13 protein-coding genes and 1 tRNA gene are annotated in these 16,015 nt (G+C 51.7%); 4 read left to right on the top strand and 10 right to left on the bottom strand.

Features of this window, described 5'->3' with window-relative positions; all coding sequences use genetic code 11:
• Nucleotides 1-313 precede the first annotated feature (313 nt).
• The 6 genes from Q0Z70_RS10930 to Q0Z70_RS10905 all read right to left on the bottom strand — a co-directional run bounded on the left by Q0Z70_RS10930 (nt 314) and on the right by Q0Z70_RS10905 (nt 8,953).
• A complete protein-coding gene (locus tag Q0Z70_RS10930; RefSeq protein WP_298074470.1) occupies nt 314-1,414 on the bottom strand; it encodes a Wzz/FepE/Etk N-terminal domain-containing protein in 1,101 nt (366 codons plus the stop codon).
• A gap of 15 nt (nt 1,415-1,429) precedes the next feature.
• The gene (locus tag Q0Z70_RS10925) at nt 1,430-3,844 is read right to left on the bottom strand and encodes an SLBB domain-containing protein (protein ID WP_298074468.1); all 2,415 of its coding nucleotides are present in this window, start codon (nt 3,842-3,844) and stop codon (nt 1,430-1,432) included.
• Between the two features lie 180 nt (nt 3,845-4,024).
• A complete protein-coding gene (locus tag Q0Z70_RS10920; RefSeq protein WP_298074466.1) occupies nt 4,025-4,582 on the bottom strand; it encodes a UpxY family transcription antiterminator in 558 nt (185 codons plus the stop codon).
• Nucleotides 4,583-4,694: 112 nt separating this feature from the next.
• Nucleotides 4,695-6,734 carry an excinuclease ABC subunit UvrB gene (uvrB, locus tag Q0Z70_RS10915; protein ID WP_298074464.1) on the bottom strand — a complete coding sequence of 680 codons (2,040 nt, stop codon included), beginning with the start codon at nt 6,732-6,734 and terminating at the stop codon, nt 4,695-4,697.
• A gap of 43 nt (nt 6,735-6,777) precedes the next feature.
• Nucleotides 6,778-7,521 carry a nucleotidyltransferase family protein gene (locus Q0Z70_RS10910; RefSeq protein WP_298074462.1) on the bottom strand — a complete coding sequence of 248 codons (744 nt, stop codon included), beginning with the start codon at nt 7,519-7,521 and terminating at the stop codon, nt 6,778-6,780.
• Between the two features lies 1 nt (nt 7,522).
• Nucleotides 7,523-8,953 carry an RNase adapter RapZ gene (locus Q0Z70_RS10905; protein ID WP_298074459.1) on the bottom strand — a complete coding sequence of 477 codons (1,431 nt, stop codon included), beginning with the start codon at nt 8,951-8,953 and terminating at the stop codon, nt 7,523-7,525.
• A 461-nt stretch (nt 8,954-9,414) separates the two neighbouring features.
• Here Q0Z70_RS10905 and Q0Z70_RS10900 point away from each other — a divergent pair, with 461 nt between their 5' ends.
• The 3 genes from Q0Z70_RS10900 to cbiB all read left to right on the top strand — a co-directional run bounded on the left by Q0Z70_RS10900 (nt 9,415) and on the right by cbiB (nt 12,955).
• Complete coding sequence (locus Q0Z70_RS10900; RefSeq protein ID WP_298074457.1) at nt 9,415-10,914, top strand: cobyric acid synthase; 1,500 nt, start codon at nt 9,415-9,417, stop codon at nt 10,912-10,914.
• On the top strand, nt 10,907-11,959 hold the full coding sequence (locus tag Q0Z70_RS10895) for a threonine-phosphate decarboxylase (protein WP_298074456.1): 1,053 nt from the start codon (nt 10,907-10,909) through the stop codon (nt 11,957-11,959). Before Q0Z70_RS10900 ends, Q0Z70_RS10895 begins: the two co-directional genes overlap by 8 nt.
• Before the next feature lie 69 nt (nt 11,960-12,028).
• Nucleotides 12,029-12,955 carry an adenosylcobinamide-phosphate synthase CbiB gene (cbiB, locus tag Q0Z70_RS10890; protein ID WP_298074472.1) on the top strand — a complete coding sequence of 309 codons (927 nt, stop codon included), beginning with the start codon at nt 12,029-12,031 and terminating at the stop codon, nt 12,953-12,955.
• Between the two features lie 6 nt (nt 12,956-12,961).
• Here the strand turns inward: cbiB and cobC are convergent, their stop codons facing one another.
• Genes cobC through cobU form a run of 4 tightly spaced genes read right to left on the bottom strand, consistent with a single transcriptional unit; the run spans nt 12,962 to nt 15,802 of the window.
• Complete coding sequence (gene cobC, locus Q0Z70_RS10885; RefSeq protein ID WP_298074454.1) at nt 12,962-13,504, bottom strand: alpha-ribazole phosphatase family protein; 543 nt, start codon at nt 13,502-13,504, stop codon at nt 12,962-12,964.
• Entirely contained in the window at nt 13,489-14,235 is a 747-nt protein-coding gene (gene cobS, locus Q0Z70_RS10880; protein WP_298074452.1) for an adenosylcobinamide-GDP ribazoletransferase, read from the bottom strand. Before cobS ends, cobC begins: the two co-directional genes overlap by 16 nt.
• Before the next feature lie 4 nt (nt 14,236-14,239).
• Complete coding sequence (gene cobT, locus Q0Z70_RS10875) at nt 14,240-15,277, bottom strand: nicotinate-nucleotide--dimethylbenzimidazole phosphoribosyltransferase (RefSeq protein ID WP_298074449.1); 1,038 nt, start codon at nt 15,275-15,277, stop codon at nt 14,240-14,242.
• Between the two features lie 15 nt (nt 15,278-15,292).
• Nucleotides 15,293-15,802: a bifunctional adenosylcobinamide kinase/adenosylcobinamide-phosphate guanylyltransferase gene (gene cobU / locus Q0Z70_RS10870; RefSeq protein WP_298074447.1), complete on the bottom strand. Its 510-nt coding sequence runs from the start codon at nt 15,800-15,802 to the stop codon at nt 15,293-15,295.
• A 133-nt stretch (nt 15,803-15,935) separates the two neighbouring features.
• Here cobU and Q0Z70_RS10865 point away from each other — a divergent pair.
• Nucleotides 15,936-16,008 (top strand) — tRNA-Gly (locus tag Q0Z70_RS10865).
• The last annotated feature ends 7 nt before the right edge of the window (nt 16,009-16,015 follow it).

The raw sequence follows: 16,015 nt of genomic DNA, 5'->3' as shown, positions 1-16,015 counted from the left end.
ATGGTGCTTTTTCGCTCATTGTATTATGAATAGAAGTTACCTATTTTGTTATACTTCTGCAAAGGTAGGTATTTCTTACCGATTTCTCCAAGACTTCTGTTACAAAAATGTAATGGCTCTTTTTCCTTGAATCAATGTTTTTCAAGTTGCTGTCCGGCTTAGGGAAGAGATATATTCATGTCCCGATTTCGTGACTTTCAATGGAAGGTATTTTAAAAAGAGGTGTTCACTCTTATATACAAATGACGCAGACCGGACGGGAACCCTGTTTCCCTGTCCGCATCTGCGTCATTCGTGCGGTGACAATTAAGGATCAGGCCTGTTCTCGGGGTTCCTTGAACTGGCGGATCAGGTCTCTGCCGAAAAGGATCCAGCCTGCGGTGCCGACACCGGCTAAGAATACGAAGCCGATGAGGATGAGGACTTTGGAAGGCTTGGAGGCACGGAGGGGGACGGTGGGCGCCTGGACTACGGTGTAGACCGGAGTGTTCTCCTGTACCTTGGCTTTGGCGAGCTGGAGTTGTCGGGCCGTCTGGTCGTAGAGATTGTAGGCCAAGTTCATCTCGTTCTGCAAGCGTTCCTGACGGGTCTGGACACTGCGGAGCAGGATGTTCTGGTTCTTGTCTACATAGTCGGCATACCGCTGCTGGGCCTCGTAATATTTCTGTCGGGCTTCGTCGTAGAGCTTCTGCGTGAAGTCGAGGTCGTGGCGGGCCTTGCTGGTGCGGTAGTCGGTAATGTACTCCTGCAACTTCTGCATGACCGTATCGGTGAGTGTGGCAGAGATGAGCGGGTCCTGCATGGTGACGGCAATGGACACGGTGAGTGTTTTCTTGTCCACACTGACTTCGATGCGGTCGTTGAGGGCCGTGACAATATCATCTTCTTCTTCGGTGAGCCGGAAAGGATTGACACCCGTACTGTCGGCCGGTTCGTCGTCGGTGAAGAGGGAGACGGTCCAGCCGATGCACTTGAACGGCAGGGACACGATGACGCTCCACCAAGGGGAGCGCTGGTGCTCCTGAAGATAGTCGTAGACAGTGGTTTGAAGTTCGTTGTCGGCATCGCGCACGGGCACGTCGAACAGTTCGGTCGCGAAGTTGACCGATGAGACGAGATCCGGGTATAGCTCGGGTGAGAGCGCGTCATCAGTGGCCCCGTTCAGGCCGCCCCCCCCAAAAAAATTCGTTATATTCCCCAGCCCCCTTAGGCGATTATCGCCGGTAATTTCGGGGGCGATGGTGGCGGTGGTAGTATACTCCTTGGGAATGCTGAAGGCTACGACCAGTCCGACTACAGCGGCTATGCCGCACCACTTCAAGACGAGTTTACGCTCTGCCCACACTTTACGTGCCAGTTCGATGAGGTCGATTTCCTGCTCCTCGACAGGGAGTTGCTTGTTATCTTGTTCCATGTTTTCAATTACGAATTATTTGAATAAATTATAGATAGTGGCGGCTATCGTACCCAAAGAAGCGGCGGAAGTACCCATAGAGAGTATTTCGGCTGTACTCATCTGACGGCGTTCTTTCTTGCTGGGGACAATGATTTGGCATCCCGGTTCGATTTTGGCCTTGTGCAGACGCTTGACGCAGCTGCAGGTTCCGTTCATATAGACGATGTAGGCGCGGCTCTTCTTGGCTTGGCGGCTGTATCCTCCGGCCTGGTTGATGTAATGGGAAACCCCTTCGCCGGCGATGTAGGCTACGGTATTGGGAAACTGTACTTCACCGCTGATTTTGACGGTGCTGACCTGTTCGGGGATGTAGAGGCGGTCGCCCTCGCGTAGCACGATGTCGTGGTCGCCGCCTGGCTGATTTAGAGCCTTATCGAGCTCGATGCCTACTACATAGGTATTGGAAACATTGAGTCGGGCGAACGAAATAGAGTCGTTGCCCGAACTCAGGCGGGCCATGGCAATGGCGGCATCGCGTTGGGCTATCTCTTCTTCGTTCATCTGGCGGATGAGACGGCTGCCGCGTACATAAGCCGAGGGGCGGAGACCGCCGGCACGTCGGACGAGGTCGGAGAGCCGTTCGTTCTTTTGTTGGAGGGTGTAACCGCCGGCAAAGACAATCTCGCCGGCGATGGTGACGCGGCGTTGTTCCTGATAGCCGGGACTGCGGCGTACCTCCACCATGTCGTAGGGAGAGAGGATGAAGCCGGGGGTGCCGTCAATGACGAAACCGTCTTTCAGCGCAAATGTAAAGGTCTCGCTCAACCGGGTCGTGGGATCGAGGCTTTTGGGATCCTTGAGTCGGCGGGATACGTCGACACGGACGGTAGACGCACCGTCGAGCAGGCCGCCTGCCTGGACGATGAGATCCTCGATCGTGGTATTCTCGGCATACGGATAAACGCCGGGGCGGGTTACTTCGCCATAGATAGTAAACGCTCCCTGGGCTTGCAGTTCTTGGATGCTGGGGATGACCAGGACGTCTTCACGGCGCAGGGGAATGTCGGGGACGGTGCCATTCAGGATACCGGCCAGGTCTATTGCTATCATCTCGTGGGTGAGATCTTCCAGTTCACGGGTCAGGATGACACGGCCTGTAAAGGCGTCTCCGGTGAGTCCTTCGGCACGTTTGATGAGGTCTTTGACAGTATTAAGGCTACCACCCAGTTCGAACATGCCGGGACGGTAGACGGATCCCCGGATTTCGACACGGTTGGCATAACGGTCGAGGATGGCTCCTACACTGATGAAATCACCGTCTTCGAGTCCCCACGTCGGAAACTGTTCGTTGGTGATGCTGAAAATCTGCTTTTCTGTTCCGGTACGGCGGATGAGGCGTACTTCATCGTCGTAGGCATCACCGGAAAAATCGCCTGCATACTTAATCAGGTTATCCAGATGTTCGTCTTTTTTCATCTCGTAATACATCGGTCTTTTCACATTGCCTTCAATGTTGACCAATATGCTGTAGGGAGGAACGATGATTACATCCCCTTCCTGTAAACGGATGTCATCGGAAGTGTTTCCGTAAAGGAGGTAATCGTAGATATCAATTGACTTTATTTTTTTTCCGTTGCGGATGACGTTGATATTGCGTAACGAACCTATCCCGGTAATGCCTCCTGCCCGATAGAGGGCGTGGAATACGCTTGAGAAAGAAGAAAGCCGATAGGTGCCCGGTACAACAACTTCACCCATGACATTGACCTGGATGCTGCGGATTTTTCCCAGTGTGACACTGATCTGCGATTCGTCGCCTGAGATCCCGGCATATTTGCTGGAAAGTGTCTGACTGATTTTACGGCTTGCTTCTTCAATCGTCATTCCACTTAGGTAGATAGGGCCTATCTGGCTGACCATGATATTGCCTTCGGGCGTAATGCTCTGGCGGATGGTGGTTTCGTTGGTTCCCCACACATCAATGATAACTTCGTCACCTGGACCGAGAAGATAGTTGGCCGGAGTTGCCATGTTTTCATTAGGCTCGAAGGTCAAAGCCGGATTGGTGAAGATGTTGTGTCCGAAGATGGCCGATCTGGGAATGTCCCTGGCCCCGAAAATAGCAGAAGAGTCATTGACCAGCTCTGGAGCGGGCGCTTCGAAGGAACTGGAGGAAGCCGCACGTGCCCGACGTTCGGTACTGGAACTGCCTGTAACAGTCTGATGGCTGCTTTGGCTTGCTTCGTAATGTTGTTTGATGCGTTCCATTTGGGCACGGGTGACTCCGCGCGACATGAGTTCACGTCCCATTTCTTCCTGGCTCTTCCCGGAGGCATGGGCTTCCTTGACGTACTGTAAGACCTGTCCGTCGCTCATTTGAGCATGGGCGGACAGGGAAATCAGCATGCATGCAATAGCAAACAAAATAGGTTTTCTGAAAGGTTTCATCAATTTTTAGTTTTGCAAATTTATCAATCTTTATAGTTTGTTTCTAATCTGGGTATTTGGTACGCAAAACGTCTTTCCGCCTGTTGATATGTCATTCCCTTTTAACGGATCGGCTTTTGCGGTTGCAAAGATATGAAGAATTATCGGAATAAACATCGGAAAGCAGGATATTGTTTGTTGTCAAGTTCCTGTTTTTTCCACATAGCCTGTCGGAATCTCCACATGGGCGCATCCCAGAAGACCGATGCGGATGACGACCTGATGCTTGCCCCTGAAGTTGACCAGTTCGCCTTCCAGACCGGTGAGAGGGCCTTTGATAACTCGGATCGGGTCGCCCGGAGCCAAGGAGTCAATACTGAAACTGACGGCTTCGGGGCTGTAATCGAGCATGAAACGGAAACGTTCCATCTGCTCGTCGGGGATGACGGCGGGCGTGTGTTGGCCACGCAGAACCAGATAGCGGATGACCGCAGACAGGGTAAGGGGAAGCGGACGCTCCTTGGGCGTGACGTGTACAAAAATCATCATCGGGAGAACTAACTTTTCCATTCGCTTGATGCGGTCGCTCCAACGGCATTCTACTATCTGTACCGGCAGGTAGTGCTCGATGCCCATGGTTGTCAGGCGTTCGGCGGTCTTTTTTTCCATGCAGGATCTGGTGTAAGCTACCAGCCACTGTTTCGGAGGGACAGGAGGAGGGAGCGTCTTGGTATTTTTTGTATCTGGATGAGCGTTCATTTCTTGCAATGTGATGAATTATTGTGTTAAGAAAGCACAAATGTAATGAAAATAAGTATTATTAACCTTGGTGCATTTGAAATTCTCAGTCTGAAGTTATCTTTTTTGTCTGTTATACTTTCTTTTTCAGGATGTATTCCATCTTAAGCAGTTCGTCGCGATATTGTGCGGCCTGAAGGAAATCGAGATTTTTGGCGGCTTCCTGCATGAGGCGGCGTGTGCGTTCGATGCTCTTTTGGAGTTGTTCGGATGACATGTGAAGGGTAATCGGGTCTGCAGCGACGAGGCGGGATGTTTCGGGCTCGACATAGGGCCGGGGAGCAGCGGAAGATTCGGCCGGTCCGGGAGAAGCGGCGGCTGCCAGCGGGTTGAGCTGGCGAGCCTTCTGAATCTGTTGGGGGGTGATGTTGTGTTCCCGGTTGTAACGAAGTTGCTTTTCGCGGCGGCGTTCGGTCTCTTCGATGGTCTGTCGCATGCTGTCGGTGATGTGGTCGGCATACATGATGACACGCCCGTTGACGTTGCGGGCTGCGCGTCCGGCCGTCTGCGTGAGCGAACGGTGGGAGCGGAGGAACCCTTCCTTGTCGGCATCAAGGATAGCTACCAGTGACACTTCGGGCAGGTCGAGTCCCTCGCGGAGGAGGTTGACGCCGATGAGGACATCGTAGACGCCTTCGCGAAGGTCGGACATGATCTTGATACGTTCGAGGGTTTCGACGTCGCTGTGGATGTAATTGCAGCGGATGCCGTAGTTGAGCAGGTATTCTGTCAGTTCTTCGGCCATGCGCTTGGTAAGGGTGGTGACGAGGGTACGCTCTCCCTGCTCAACGCGGAGCTGGATTTCTTCCATAAGGTCGTCGATCTGGTTGTGGGTGGGGCGTACTTCGATGACGGGATCGAGTAGTCCGGTGGGGCGAATAACCTGTTCGACCACGATACCTTCGGAACGGGTCAGCTCGTAGTCGGCGGGGGTGGCACTGACATAGATGACCTGGTGGGCGAGGGCTTCAAACTCGTCGAAGGTGAGAGGGCGGTTGTCGCGGGCGGCAGGCAGACGGAAACCGTATTCGACAAGGTTCTCCTTGCGGGCACGGTCGCCTCCATACATGGCTCGTATTTGGGGCACACTGACATGGCTTTCGTCAATGACGATGAGATAATCCTTGGGGAAGAAGTCGAGCAGACAGTAGGGGCGGGTACCTGCGGCGCGGCCGTCGAAGTAACGCGAATAGTTTTCGATGCCGGAGCAATGGCCCAGTTCGCGCAGCATTTCCATGTCGTAGGTGACCCGTTCGTAGATGCGTTTGGCTTCCAGCATACGGCCTTCTTTTTCGAAGAACTCGACTTGTTTATGGAGGTCGTCTTCGATTTCATGGAGGGCACGGAGCGTATTCTCCTTAGTGGTCATGAAGAGGTTGGCCGGATAGATCTTGTAGCTGTCGAAGGTGCCGAGGGTGACTCCGCTGACAGGGTCTACTTCCTCGATGCTGTCTACTTCGTCGTCCCAAAAGACGACACGCAGGAGGTTGTCGCTGTAGGCTAAGAAAATGTCTACCGTGTCACCTTTGACACGGAAGTTGCCCCGGTTGAGGTCGAGGTCATTGCGCTGGTAGAGGCTGTCCACCAGGCGGCGCAGGAAGACATTGCGGCTGAATATCTTGCCTCGGACAATGTCGATGCTGTTGTTGTAGAAATCGGCAGGATTCCCCATGCCATAGATGCAGGACACAGAGGAGACAACAATCACATCTTTACGTCCGCTGAGCAGAGCGGAAGTAGCAGCCAAGCGGAGTTTGTCGATTTCGTCGTTGATGGCCAGGTCTTTTTCGATATAGGTGTCCGAAGAGGGCAGGTAGGCTTCGGGCTGGTAGTAGTCGTAGTAAGAGACATAAAACTCGACAGCATTGTGAGGGAAGAATCCTTTGAACTCACTATAGAGCTGGGCCGCTAAGGTTTTGTTGTGGCTCAGAACGAGTGTGGGTTTGTTGATGTTGGCAATGACGTTGGCGATGGTGAAAGTCTTCCCGGAACCCGTGACACCGAGCAAAGTCTGGGCGGGCAGTCCCTGCAAGAGACCGTCGGTGAGCTGGCGGATGGCTTCGGGCTGGTCGCCCGTAGGCTGGTAGTCGGATGTAAGCTGATATTTGTTCAAATGTGTCAGGCTTTGGTTACGGCTGCAAAGGTAGTGAAAATTTTTATTCCACCTTTCGATAATAAGCATCGGCCTGTGCCAGCGTTTCGAGCTTCCCTACGTCGAACCATCCTTCGGTGTCGATGGAGTAGCACTGGATACGTGTCTGGCGGCAGATGTCGATGTAGAAGGGGATGATGGAAAATTTCCCATTCCAATGGTCGCTGCCCATGTAACTGAATATCGAGGGCGAAAGGACATGCACACAACCGAAGGCAAGTTCGTTGTAGCAGCCTTCAGCATAGACAATATCCGCAGGCAGGGTTTCGCCTGTCGATTTGTTGACCCATCCGCACAGGCGGTTGGCTGCGTCGGCCAATAGATAGCGGGTTGTTTGCCGGTGGTTGGTCAGCAAGGTGGCGTCGGCTCCGCTTTCCACGTGGTGGCGGTAGAAGGCGGCCAAGTCGATGTGGGTCAGGATGTCGGCGTTGTGGATGAGGAAAGGTTCGCCGTCGTCCAGCAGGGGGCGGGCTTTCAGGATGCCTCCGCCCGTGTCGAGCAGTTCGCCGCGTTCGTCACTGATAAGGATGCGGATGCCAAAGTCATCGTTTGCTTTCAGGAAATCGAGAATCTGTTCGCCGAAGTGATGAATGTTGATGACGATGTCGTGGAAGCCGGCTTCTTTCAGGCGCAGTATCACGCGTTGGAGCATAGGGACACCTGCTACAGGCACCAGAGCCTTGGGCATGTGGTCGGTGAGCGGGCGGAGACGAGTACCCAATCCGGCGGCAAATATCATGGTTTTCATGTCAATCGCAGGCTTTGAGGGTTTGTTCGATATTCTGTTCGCGGTGTATCAGGTTGACCTGAATGCCAAACTTTCGGTTCAGGTGTTCAGCCAGATGCTGGGCCGAATAAACGGAGCGGTGTTGGCCGCCCGTGCATCCGAAGCAGACAGACAGATTGGTAAAGCCACGTTCCATGTAGCGCTCGACGGAAACGTCGACCAAAGCGTAGACGTGCTTCAGGAAAGTTATGATTTCACCATCGTCTTCGAGGAAGCGGATGACAGGTTCGTCCAGTCCCGTGAAAGGTTTGTAGCGTTCGTATTTACCGGGGTTGTTCACGGCACGGCAGTCGAAGACGAAGCCTCCGCCGTTGCCCGACGAATCTTCGGGAATGCCTTTCTTGTAGGCGAAGCTGGTGACTTTGACCACGAGACGGCGCTTCTGCAGGTCTTCGGTAAACTGTTTCAGTTCGGTCAATTCGGTCAGCACCCGGCAGAGGTAAGGGTACTCAGGATAGGGTTCATGGAGCAGTTGGCGCAGGTTTTCGATGGCGAAGGGGACGCTTTGGATGAAGTGGGGTTTCTTCTCGAAGTAGCCGCGGAAACCGTAGGCGCCGAGTACCTGCATGGTACGAAACAGCACGAAGTGGCGGAGCCGGGTCATGAAACAGGCTTCGTCCACAGGCTGGTATTTGCGCAAGGCGTCAATGTATTCGCGGAGCAGTTCTTGGCGGAGACTGTCGGGATAGTTGGCCTTTGCCTGCCACAGGAAGGATGCTACGTCGTAGTAGACGGGGCCTTTGCGCCCGCCCTGGAAGTCGATAAACCGAGGTTCGCCGTCCTTAATCAGGACGTTGCGGCTCTGGAAGTCGCGGTACATAAAAGTGGCGGAGCTGCTGCAGAGCAGTACGTCGGCCATCTTCTGAAAATCATCCTCAAGGCGGTCTTCCTGGAAGTCGAGGCCGGTGGCTTTCAGGAAGCAATATTTGAAGTAATTCAGATCCCACAAGATGCTGCGGCGGTTGAACTCGGCTTGCGGATAGCAGTAGGAGAAATCCATCCCCTCGGCTCCGGTAAACTGGACGGCGGGCAGCAGGCGGAGTGTCTTGCGCAGCAGTTGTTTCTCGTCTTCACTGAAGATGCCGGTCTTGCGTCCTTTCTCAATGGCGTTGAAGAGCAACGTGTCGCCCAGGTCTTCCTGGAGGTAATAGATGTCGTCGTTCGACTTGATGAACACCTGCGGAACGGGTAGTCCCTGACGGCGGAAATGTTCGGCCATATAGAGGAAAGCACGGTTCTCTTCTATATTTTCGCCGCATACTCCGATGAGGTTGGGAGTGCCTTTCAGGCGGAAATAACGACGGTTGGATCCCGATGCAGGCATTTCTTCGATACTTTCCGGCTCGTGACCGGTGTAGGCTGTGTATAGCTTTTTCAGTTCTTCTGTAATCATAGATTGGATTATTTTGGCAACGAAGATAAGGTTTTCTGTTCAGATATGGGTTCCCTTTGCCCGGATAAATACAGGAAAAATGGCAGGAGTTTGCCTACAAGCGAAAAAAAAACCTCGGAAAACAGAATGATTAACCTGGTTGCAGTTCGTAAAGGCGGCTTTTACTTCCATACTGCACAAATGTCTGCCTTCGCCATCGGACTGCTTGATACACCCGTGCGGAGGCGGGAAGAGAGATGTTTATTTTTAATAAAGCCGAAATGTATTAAAACATGTTATAAAAAGGATGCCTTTTCTCCCTATATTTTGGAAGTTTAGGAAGACACGTTACATTTGCAACGTGTTTTTCATAGTATTAGATTTAAGGTTAACGAAAAGATTGGCTGTCTGGGAAGATAGCCTTTTTTTTGGTACTACTTCCCAGACTTATTCCTATCTTTGCATTCGTAAAAAATGAAACCATGGAATTATTGGAACCCCTTATGTTGGTAGGTACCGGAAGCGATGTGGGCAAGAGTATTTTGACTGCTGCCTTCTGCCGTATCTTCAGGCAAGACGGCTATCAGCCCGCTCCTTTCAAGGCGCAGAACATGGCGCTCAATTCGTATGCGACTCCCGAAGGGCTTGAGATAGGCCGTGCACAGGTGGTACAGGCAGAGGCTGCCGGCATTCCCTGTCATACGGATATGAATCCACTGTTGCTGAAACCCCTGAGTGACCATACGTCGCAGGTGGTGCTGAACGGACGGCCGATAGGAAACCATTCGGCTTACGATTATTTCCGTAAGGAGGGGCGTGAAGAATTGCGTAAGGAAGTGTGTGTTGCTTACGACCGTCTGGCGGCACGTTACAATCCTATTGTATTGGAAGGGGCCGGAAGCATCTCTGAAATCAACCTGCGCGACAGCGACTTGGTGAACCTGCCTATGGCTCTACATGCCGGAGCAAAAGTCATTCTGGTGGGCGACATTGATCGCGGCGGGATGTTTGCCAGTGTCTACGGTTCACTTATGTTGCTCAGACCGCACGAGCGAGCCTGTATCAAGGGAATCCTTATCAACAAATTTCGGGGTGACCTCCGTCTGTTCGAGTCGGGCGTGAAGATGCTTGAAGAACTCTGCGGCATTCCGGTGCTGGGAGTGGTGCCTTATTATAAAGACATCTATATAGAAGAAGAGGACAGTGTGGCCCTTGCTGCCAAGTCCTTGCAGGCTGCGAAAGGGAAGGTGAACATTGCTGTGGTGATGTTGCGTCATCTCAGTAATTTTACGGATTTCAATGTGCTGGAACGCGACCCTCGTGTTCACCTGTTCTACACGAACAATACGGAAGAAATAGCCAAGGCGGATATCATCTTGCTGCCCGGTTCCAAGAGTACGCTGGACGATCTGTATGAATTGCGTCGCAACGGAGTTGCACAAGCTATTGTCCGTGCCCATCGTGACGGGGTGACGGTGATGGGGATTTGTGGCGGTTATCAGATGATGGGGCAGGAGGTGCTCGACCCCGACCATGTGGAAGGGAATATCGACCGCTTGCCCGGTTTGGGACTTCTTCCGATAACAACCTGCATGACAGGCGCGAAAGTGACCCGACAAGTGCGATTTAACCTGAACGGCGAAGAACCCAAGACGACCAGCAGCATGAGTGGTTACGAAATACACATGGGTATTACTGTTCCCGTAGAAGGAACTGCATACACACCACTGAACCGCTTGGAGAACGGACAGGAGGAAGGATGTCTGGTGGATCGAACCTGTATGGGGACTTATATTCACGGCATATTGGACAATGCGGTTTTCATTGATTACCTGCTCGAACCATTTATCGGTAAGCTGAAGGAAAGAGTGCATTTCGATTATCAGGCATTCAAGGAACAACAATACGACAAATTGGCCGGCCATGTGCGTGCACATGTCAATTTGCCGCTTGTCTATCAAATACTGAAGCAACATGATTGACGGACACGGAGACGATACTTACAAATATGCCCGACCGATAACGGCTAATTTCAGTTCGAATGTCTATAGTCGGACGGACTTGACGGAATTGAAGAACCATTTGTGCAGATTCATACAGGGGGAGGACGGCGAACTAAGTCCTCTTTCTTCCTATCCAGAGCCTCAACCCTATACGCTGGAAGCCGCTCTGGCACATAAGCTGAAGTTAAAACCTGATGAGGTATGTGTGACCAATGGGGCTACCGAAGCCATCTATCTGATAGCACAGACTTTTCGAGGAACGCGTTCGGCCATTTTGCAGCCTACCTTTCGGGAATATGCTGACGCCTGCCTGATACACGGGCATCCTACGGTTTCGCTCTATAGCCTGCCTTCGGAACGCGAACGTTATCGGTTGTCTGAGGAGGTATATATGCTTTGGTTGTGTAATCCCAATAACCCGACGGGCAGCGTGACGGACAAGAGTTGGATAGAAGAAGTAATCCGCTGTAATCAACAAGTGTGTTTCGTCATCGACCAGTCTTATGAATACTTTACGATGCAGCCTTTGTTCTCGGCGGCCGAAGCAGTTGCTTTCCCCAATGTGCTGTTACTGCATTCCATGACTAAACGCTATGCTGTACCCGGTTTACGGTTGGGATATATCACGGGAAACGCAGGGTTGTTAAGCCGTATTCGTAACAATCGGATGCCTTGGTCAGTCAACGCTGTGGCCATTGAAGCAGGGCTTTTCCTGACTGAAAAGGGAATGTCCCATTCGTTGGACATGCCGGCCTATCTGGACGAAACACAACGGTTGCGCGCTCGGTTGGAAACATTGGGAGGTATGGATGTGTGGGAGACGCAGACGCATTTCATGCTGGTGCGCCTGCGTTTTGGCAAGGCGTCGGCTCTGAAGGAATATTTGGCAGAGAAGCACGGCATTCTGATACGAGACGCTTCGAACTTCGAAGGGTTGGACGAACGTTTTTTCCGTATTGCCACACAGACACCTGAAGAGAATGACCGGTTGGTAGATGCCATTGCTGAATGGTTTCAGGAATAAGATGGATAAAAGAATAAACAGTATTTTCAATTGGAACAGACATTGACAGCTTTTACTCTGGCTTTTTACATGGCATTGCCGTTACTGGCGGCATGGTTGTTGGACCGTTGGTTGGGCGATCCTCAGTGGATGCCCCATCCGGTGGTGGCATTTGGGAAAGCAATCGCGTTTTTCGAACATCGGTTGAATCACGGAAATGGACGCTTTCTGAAAGGAATGTCGGTCAGTTGTCTATTGGTAATGGGTGTTTATGGACTGACGGCATGGCTGATGCAGCAGGCAGCTTTGTTCTCGCCGGGATTGCTGATGGTACTACAGGTGCTGCTGATCTTTTATTGTCTGGCAGGTACTACGCTGGTGCGTGAGGTACGTATGGTATTTCTTGCCGTAGACCGTTCGCTTGAAGAAGGTCGTCGTCAGGTGGCACGTATTGTGGGACGCGACACATCCGAACTATCTGCACAGGAAGTACGTGCGGCAGCGCTGGAAACTCTTGCCGAGAACCTGAGTGATGGGGTGGTGGCTCCTTTGTTTTGGTACCTGCTTTTAGGTGTGCCGGGCATGTTTGCCTATAAAATGGTGAACACGCTGGACTCTATGATCGGCTATCGAAACGAACGTTATCGCCGTTTCGGATGTTTTGCCGCCCGTCTGGACGACGTGGCTAATTTCGTCCCTGCCCGCCTGACCGCTTTTCTGATGATTGTTGTGTCCGGTCGCTTTTCGCTGCTGGAGTTTGTAGCCCGTTACGGTAACCAGCATGCCAGTCCCAATTCCGGTTATCCTGAGTCTGCTTTGGCTGGCATCCTGAACTGCCGTTTCGGAGGGCCCCATTATTATTTTGGCGAAGAGGTGTGGAAACCATACATCGGCGATAACGAGCGTCTGCTGACAACGGAAGACATGCATACGGCTATCCGCATCAACCGTCGTGTGGAAGAATTGATGATACTGCTTGTGCTTGCTTCTTGCTGTGTCCGGTTATTGCTCCAATAGAGCTGTTTACAAAGTGATTTGGATGAGGCCACCGTAGGGAGTCAGAGAACTGAAAGCTTCTTCTGCGGTGATGAGACCTGCGTAAATCTGTGCACAGATCAGTACCCCTCCGTGAGCAAAAATGGCTACACGCAGGTAAGGCTTTTGCTTCAATTCATCCAGGAAACAGCTGACACGTTCGTATTGCATGGCGAAAGATTCGCCTCCTGTAGCCGCTACGTTCAGGTAGTCGGCATACCATTCCTGAAGGCGGGGATCGTCATTCCGGTCGAATGGTTTCATTTCCCAGGATCCGAAGTTGATTTCCATGAGCCGTTTGTCTCGTTCGGCATCGGGGTAACCGCAATAATCGGCCAGCTGTACGCAACGGGTCAGCGGACTGGTGAACACGTGATCGAAGTTTTCTCCTTGAGGTAAGGAAGCCTTCAGGCAATTCAGGGTAATAGCGGCTTCCTGTTCGAAGCTGTCTTTCAGGGAAACGTCTGTCTGTCCGTAACAGACGCCCGGCGGCACGTCTACCGAGGTATGTCGTATCAAAGTAATTTCCATAAGATTACAGCGCAAAGATAAAATGAAATTTCACATAGCAGGAACATCGCTCCACAGCAATCACCGGTGTATCCCTGAAGTTTTTTCTTCATAAAACGGCAAAGCAGCAGGCCGATGAACATGGGGACGATGGCAGCCGGCCACAAGCGAAGCGGCAGCAGGAACAGCAGAGGCAGGAGACCGCTGACGAAGGCGATAATCAGTTCACCCAGGCTCATGCTGCTGTACACGACCTTGACTTTGCTTTCTGCTTCGGGACGTGCATAAGGCAGGTAGTTGATGATTTGCGAGGCACAGAACTTGCTCCAGCAGTCGCAGCAAAGTGCCAGCGCACACAGCACGGAAAGCGGCAGTTCGCTTGGAAGCTGCCAGAACAGCAGGAAGTAGAGAATCAGCCCTACGACCCCATACGTACCGATGTGTGAGTCCTTCATAATGGCCAGAATGTGTTCGCGGGTCGTTCCTCCGCCGAATCCGTCAAAGAAGTCGGCCAGTCCGTCTTCGTGCAGGCATCCCGTTATGAGAAGCCGTGACAGAATGGCCAGCAACCAGGCTACAGGCAAGGGCAGGACTTGGGCAGTGAGCCAGAGTACTCCTGCCATAATACCTCCTGTCAGCCATCCCACAAGCGGCCAGTAAGGTACCACATGCTTGAAACATTCAGCGGGTATTTCCCTGATTTTCCAAAATGGAATCCGCGTAAAGAATATTAAAGCTGCCAGAAAATTCATTGTATCAGAAGTATTTGGTGATGGAGGCATGGGTGAAGTTATCCATCTCGTTAATCATCCTTACAGCTGAGTCGACCAACGGATAGGCACAAATGGCACCGGTTCCTTCTCCAAGTCTCAATCCCAGGTTTATCAGTGGTTTGACTTGCATGTATTCCAGAATCAGTTTATGCCCGCTTTCGTCGCCGCAATGGCAGAAGATCGCATAATCTTTCACGGCCGGATAGAGCTGCATGGCAGCGAGCATACAGTTGGTCATGATGAACCCGTCTACCAATATCAGCATTTTCAGTTCGGCAGCCTGAAGCATGGCCCCCACAGCCATCACCATTTCCAGTCCGCCAAAATAGCGGATGATGTCGATGGCCGATCCGTCGCCGTTGTAGTGTTCCATGCTTCTTTTCAGTACTTCGTATTTATGACGAATGCCTTGTTGGTTCAGTCCGCTGCCTGCACCTACACACTGTTTCAGGGGAATTCCCGTGAAGCAGGTCATCCACAGGGAAGAAGACGAAGTGTTTCCTATTCCCATCTCTCCGAAACTCAGCACGTTGCTCCCTTCTTCGTGGCAGCGGCGTACCATTTCGGCACCGCGTTCGATGCAAAGATCCATTTCTTCTTGTGTCATGGCTGCTTCGTACAGATAGTTGCGGGTACCGCGACGTACTTTCATGTCGATGATACCTTTTTCGTAAGGCAAGTCGTAATCCACGCCGGCGTCTACGATTTTCAGTTCAAAACCATGTTGACGGCAGAGGAAGTTGACACCGGCTCCTCCATGAAGGAAATTACTCAGTTGTTGCCGGGTCACTTCTTTCGGTGAGAGGCTTACTCCTTCATCGACAATCCCATGATCGGCGGCAAAGATGATATTCTGCGGTTTGTGCAGTGCCGGTGTCAGGGTTTGTTGTATCAGGGCTATCTGCATGGCTATTTCTTCTAACCTTCCCAGCGAGCCTTTCGGTTTGGTCAGGTTGTTGATTTTGTCTACAATGGTCGGACGCAAGTTCTCATCCGGCTTTTCGATATGAAATATATTCATGATCGTATCTTTTTGTTATTTTACTTTCATCGGTATTCCTGCCACCATGAGGATGACTTCGTCGGCTTGTGAAGCGATGTACTGGTTCACCCAACCCTGAAGGTCGGTGAACTTGCGTTGTATTTCGTTTTCTGAAGTTCCTCCACAGCCTATTTCGTTTGTAACAAACAGGAAGGTGGCATCCTGGTGTGTGAAGCGGTCGAATTCATCGCGGACAGCTTCCAGGGCTTTGTCTACTTCTGCATTTAGGTCGAAAAAGAAGTTTGTGCACCACAAGGTCACGCAATCTATCAGAGCCACCCGTCCGTTCAGTTGGTGTCGGCTCAGTGTCTTTTCCTCTTCGATGTTTGTCCATTCGGGGCCTCTTTGTTCCTGATGGCGCAGGACGCGTTGTCTGAACTCTTCGTCCCAGATGCGTGCTGTCGCTATGTAAACCGGATTGGGAGAGAGAGTCAAGGCTCTTTTTTCCGCATAGTTGCTTTTCCCGGAACGTGCTCCTCCTGTAATTAATACAATCCTTTTCATAGGTTCTGTTTTTCTAACGGAAACAAAAATACAAGATTTTGCTGATTTCATAGTTGTATTTCTCAAAAAAGTATTTACCTTTGTCCTCGCTTTACGAAAAGTTCTGTTTGTAAAGACAAAAATACTTCGACAGGCGGCAGTAGCTCAGTTGGTAGAGCATCAGCTTCCCAAGCTGAGGGTCACGGGTTCGAGTCCCGCTTGCCGCTCTTCTGA

Origin of the sequence: uncultured Bacteroides sp. (assembly GCF_947632445.1) — a bacterium.
Taxonomy (GTDB): Bacteria; Bacteroidota; Bacteroidia; order Bacteroidales; family Bacteroidaceae; genus Bacteroides.
Note: the sequence above shows the minus strand (reverse complement) of the source record. Positions and strands in the feature narration are given on the sequence as shown.

What these genes read in the sequence shown, in the direction of transcription:
- Q0Z70_RS10920 (WP_298074466.1), bottom strand. Translation starts at nt 4,582, where the DNA reads ATGAACGCTCATCCAGATACAAAAAATACCAAGACGCTCCCTCCTCCT.
- cbiB (WP_298074472.1), top strand. Translation starts at nt 12,029, where the DNA reads ATGGCATTGCCGTTACTGGCGGCATGGTTGTTGGACCGTTGGTTGGGC.
- cobS (WP_298074452.1), bottom strand. Translation starts at nt 14,235, where the DNA reads ATGAATTTTCTGGCAGCTTTAATATTCTTTACGCGGATTCCATTTTGG.
- Q0Z70_RS10895 (WP_298074456.1), top strand. Translation starts at nt 10,907, where the DNA reads ATGATTGACGGACACGGAGACGATACTTACAAATATGCCCGACCGATA.
- cobC (WP_298074454.1), bottom strand. Translation starts at nt 13,504, where the DNA reads ATGGAAATTACTTTGATACGACATACCTCGGTAGACGTGCCGCCGGGC.
- Q0Z70_RS10910 (WP_298074462.1), bottom strand. Translation starts at nt 7,521, where the DNA reads ATGAAAACCATGATATTTGCCGCCGGATTGGGTACTCGTCTCCGCCCG.
- Q0Z70_RS10900 (WP_298074457.1), top strand. Translation starts at nt 9,415, where the DNA reads ATGGAATTATTGGAACCCCTTATGTTGGTAGGTACCGGAAGCGATGTG.
- cobU (WP_298074447.1), bottom strand. Translation starts at nt 15,802, where the DNA reads ATGAAAAGGATTGTATTAATTACAGGAGGAGCACGTTCCGGGAAAAGC.
- Q0Z70_RS10930 (WP_298074470.1), bottom strand. Translation starts at nt 1,414, where the DNA reads ATGGAACAAGATAACAAGCAACTCCCTGTCGAGGAGCAGGAAATCGAC.
- Q0Z70_RS10905 (WP_298074459.1), bottom strand. Translation starts at nt 8,953, where the DNA reads ATGATTACAGAAGAACTGAAAAAGCTATACACAGCCTACACCGGTCAC.
- Q0Z70_RS10925 (WP_298074468.1), bottom strand. Translation starts at nt 3,844, where the DNA reads ATGAAACCTTTCAGAAAACCTATTTTGTTTGCTATTGCATGCATGCTG.
- cobT (WP_298074449.1), bottom strand. Translation starts at nt 15,277, where the DNA reads ATGAATATATTTCATATCGAAAAGCCGGATGAGAACTTGCGTCCGACC.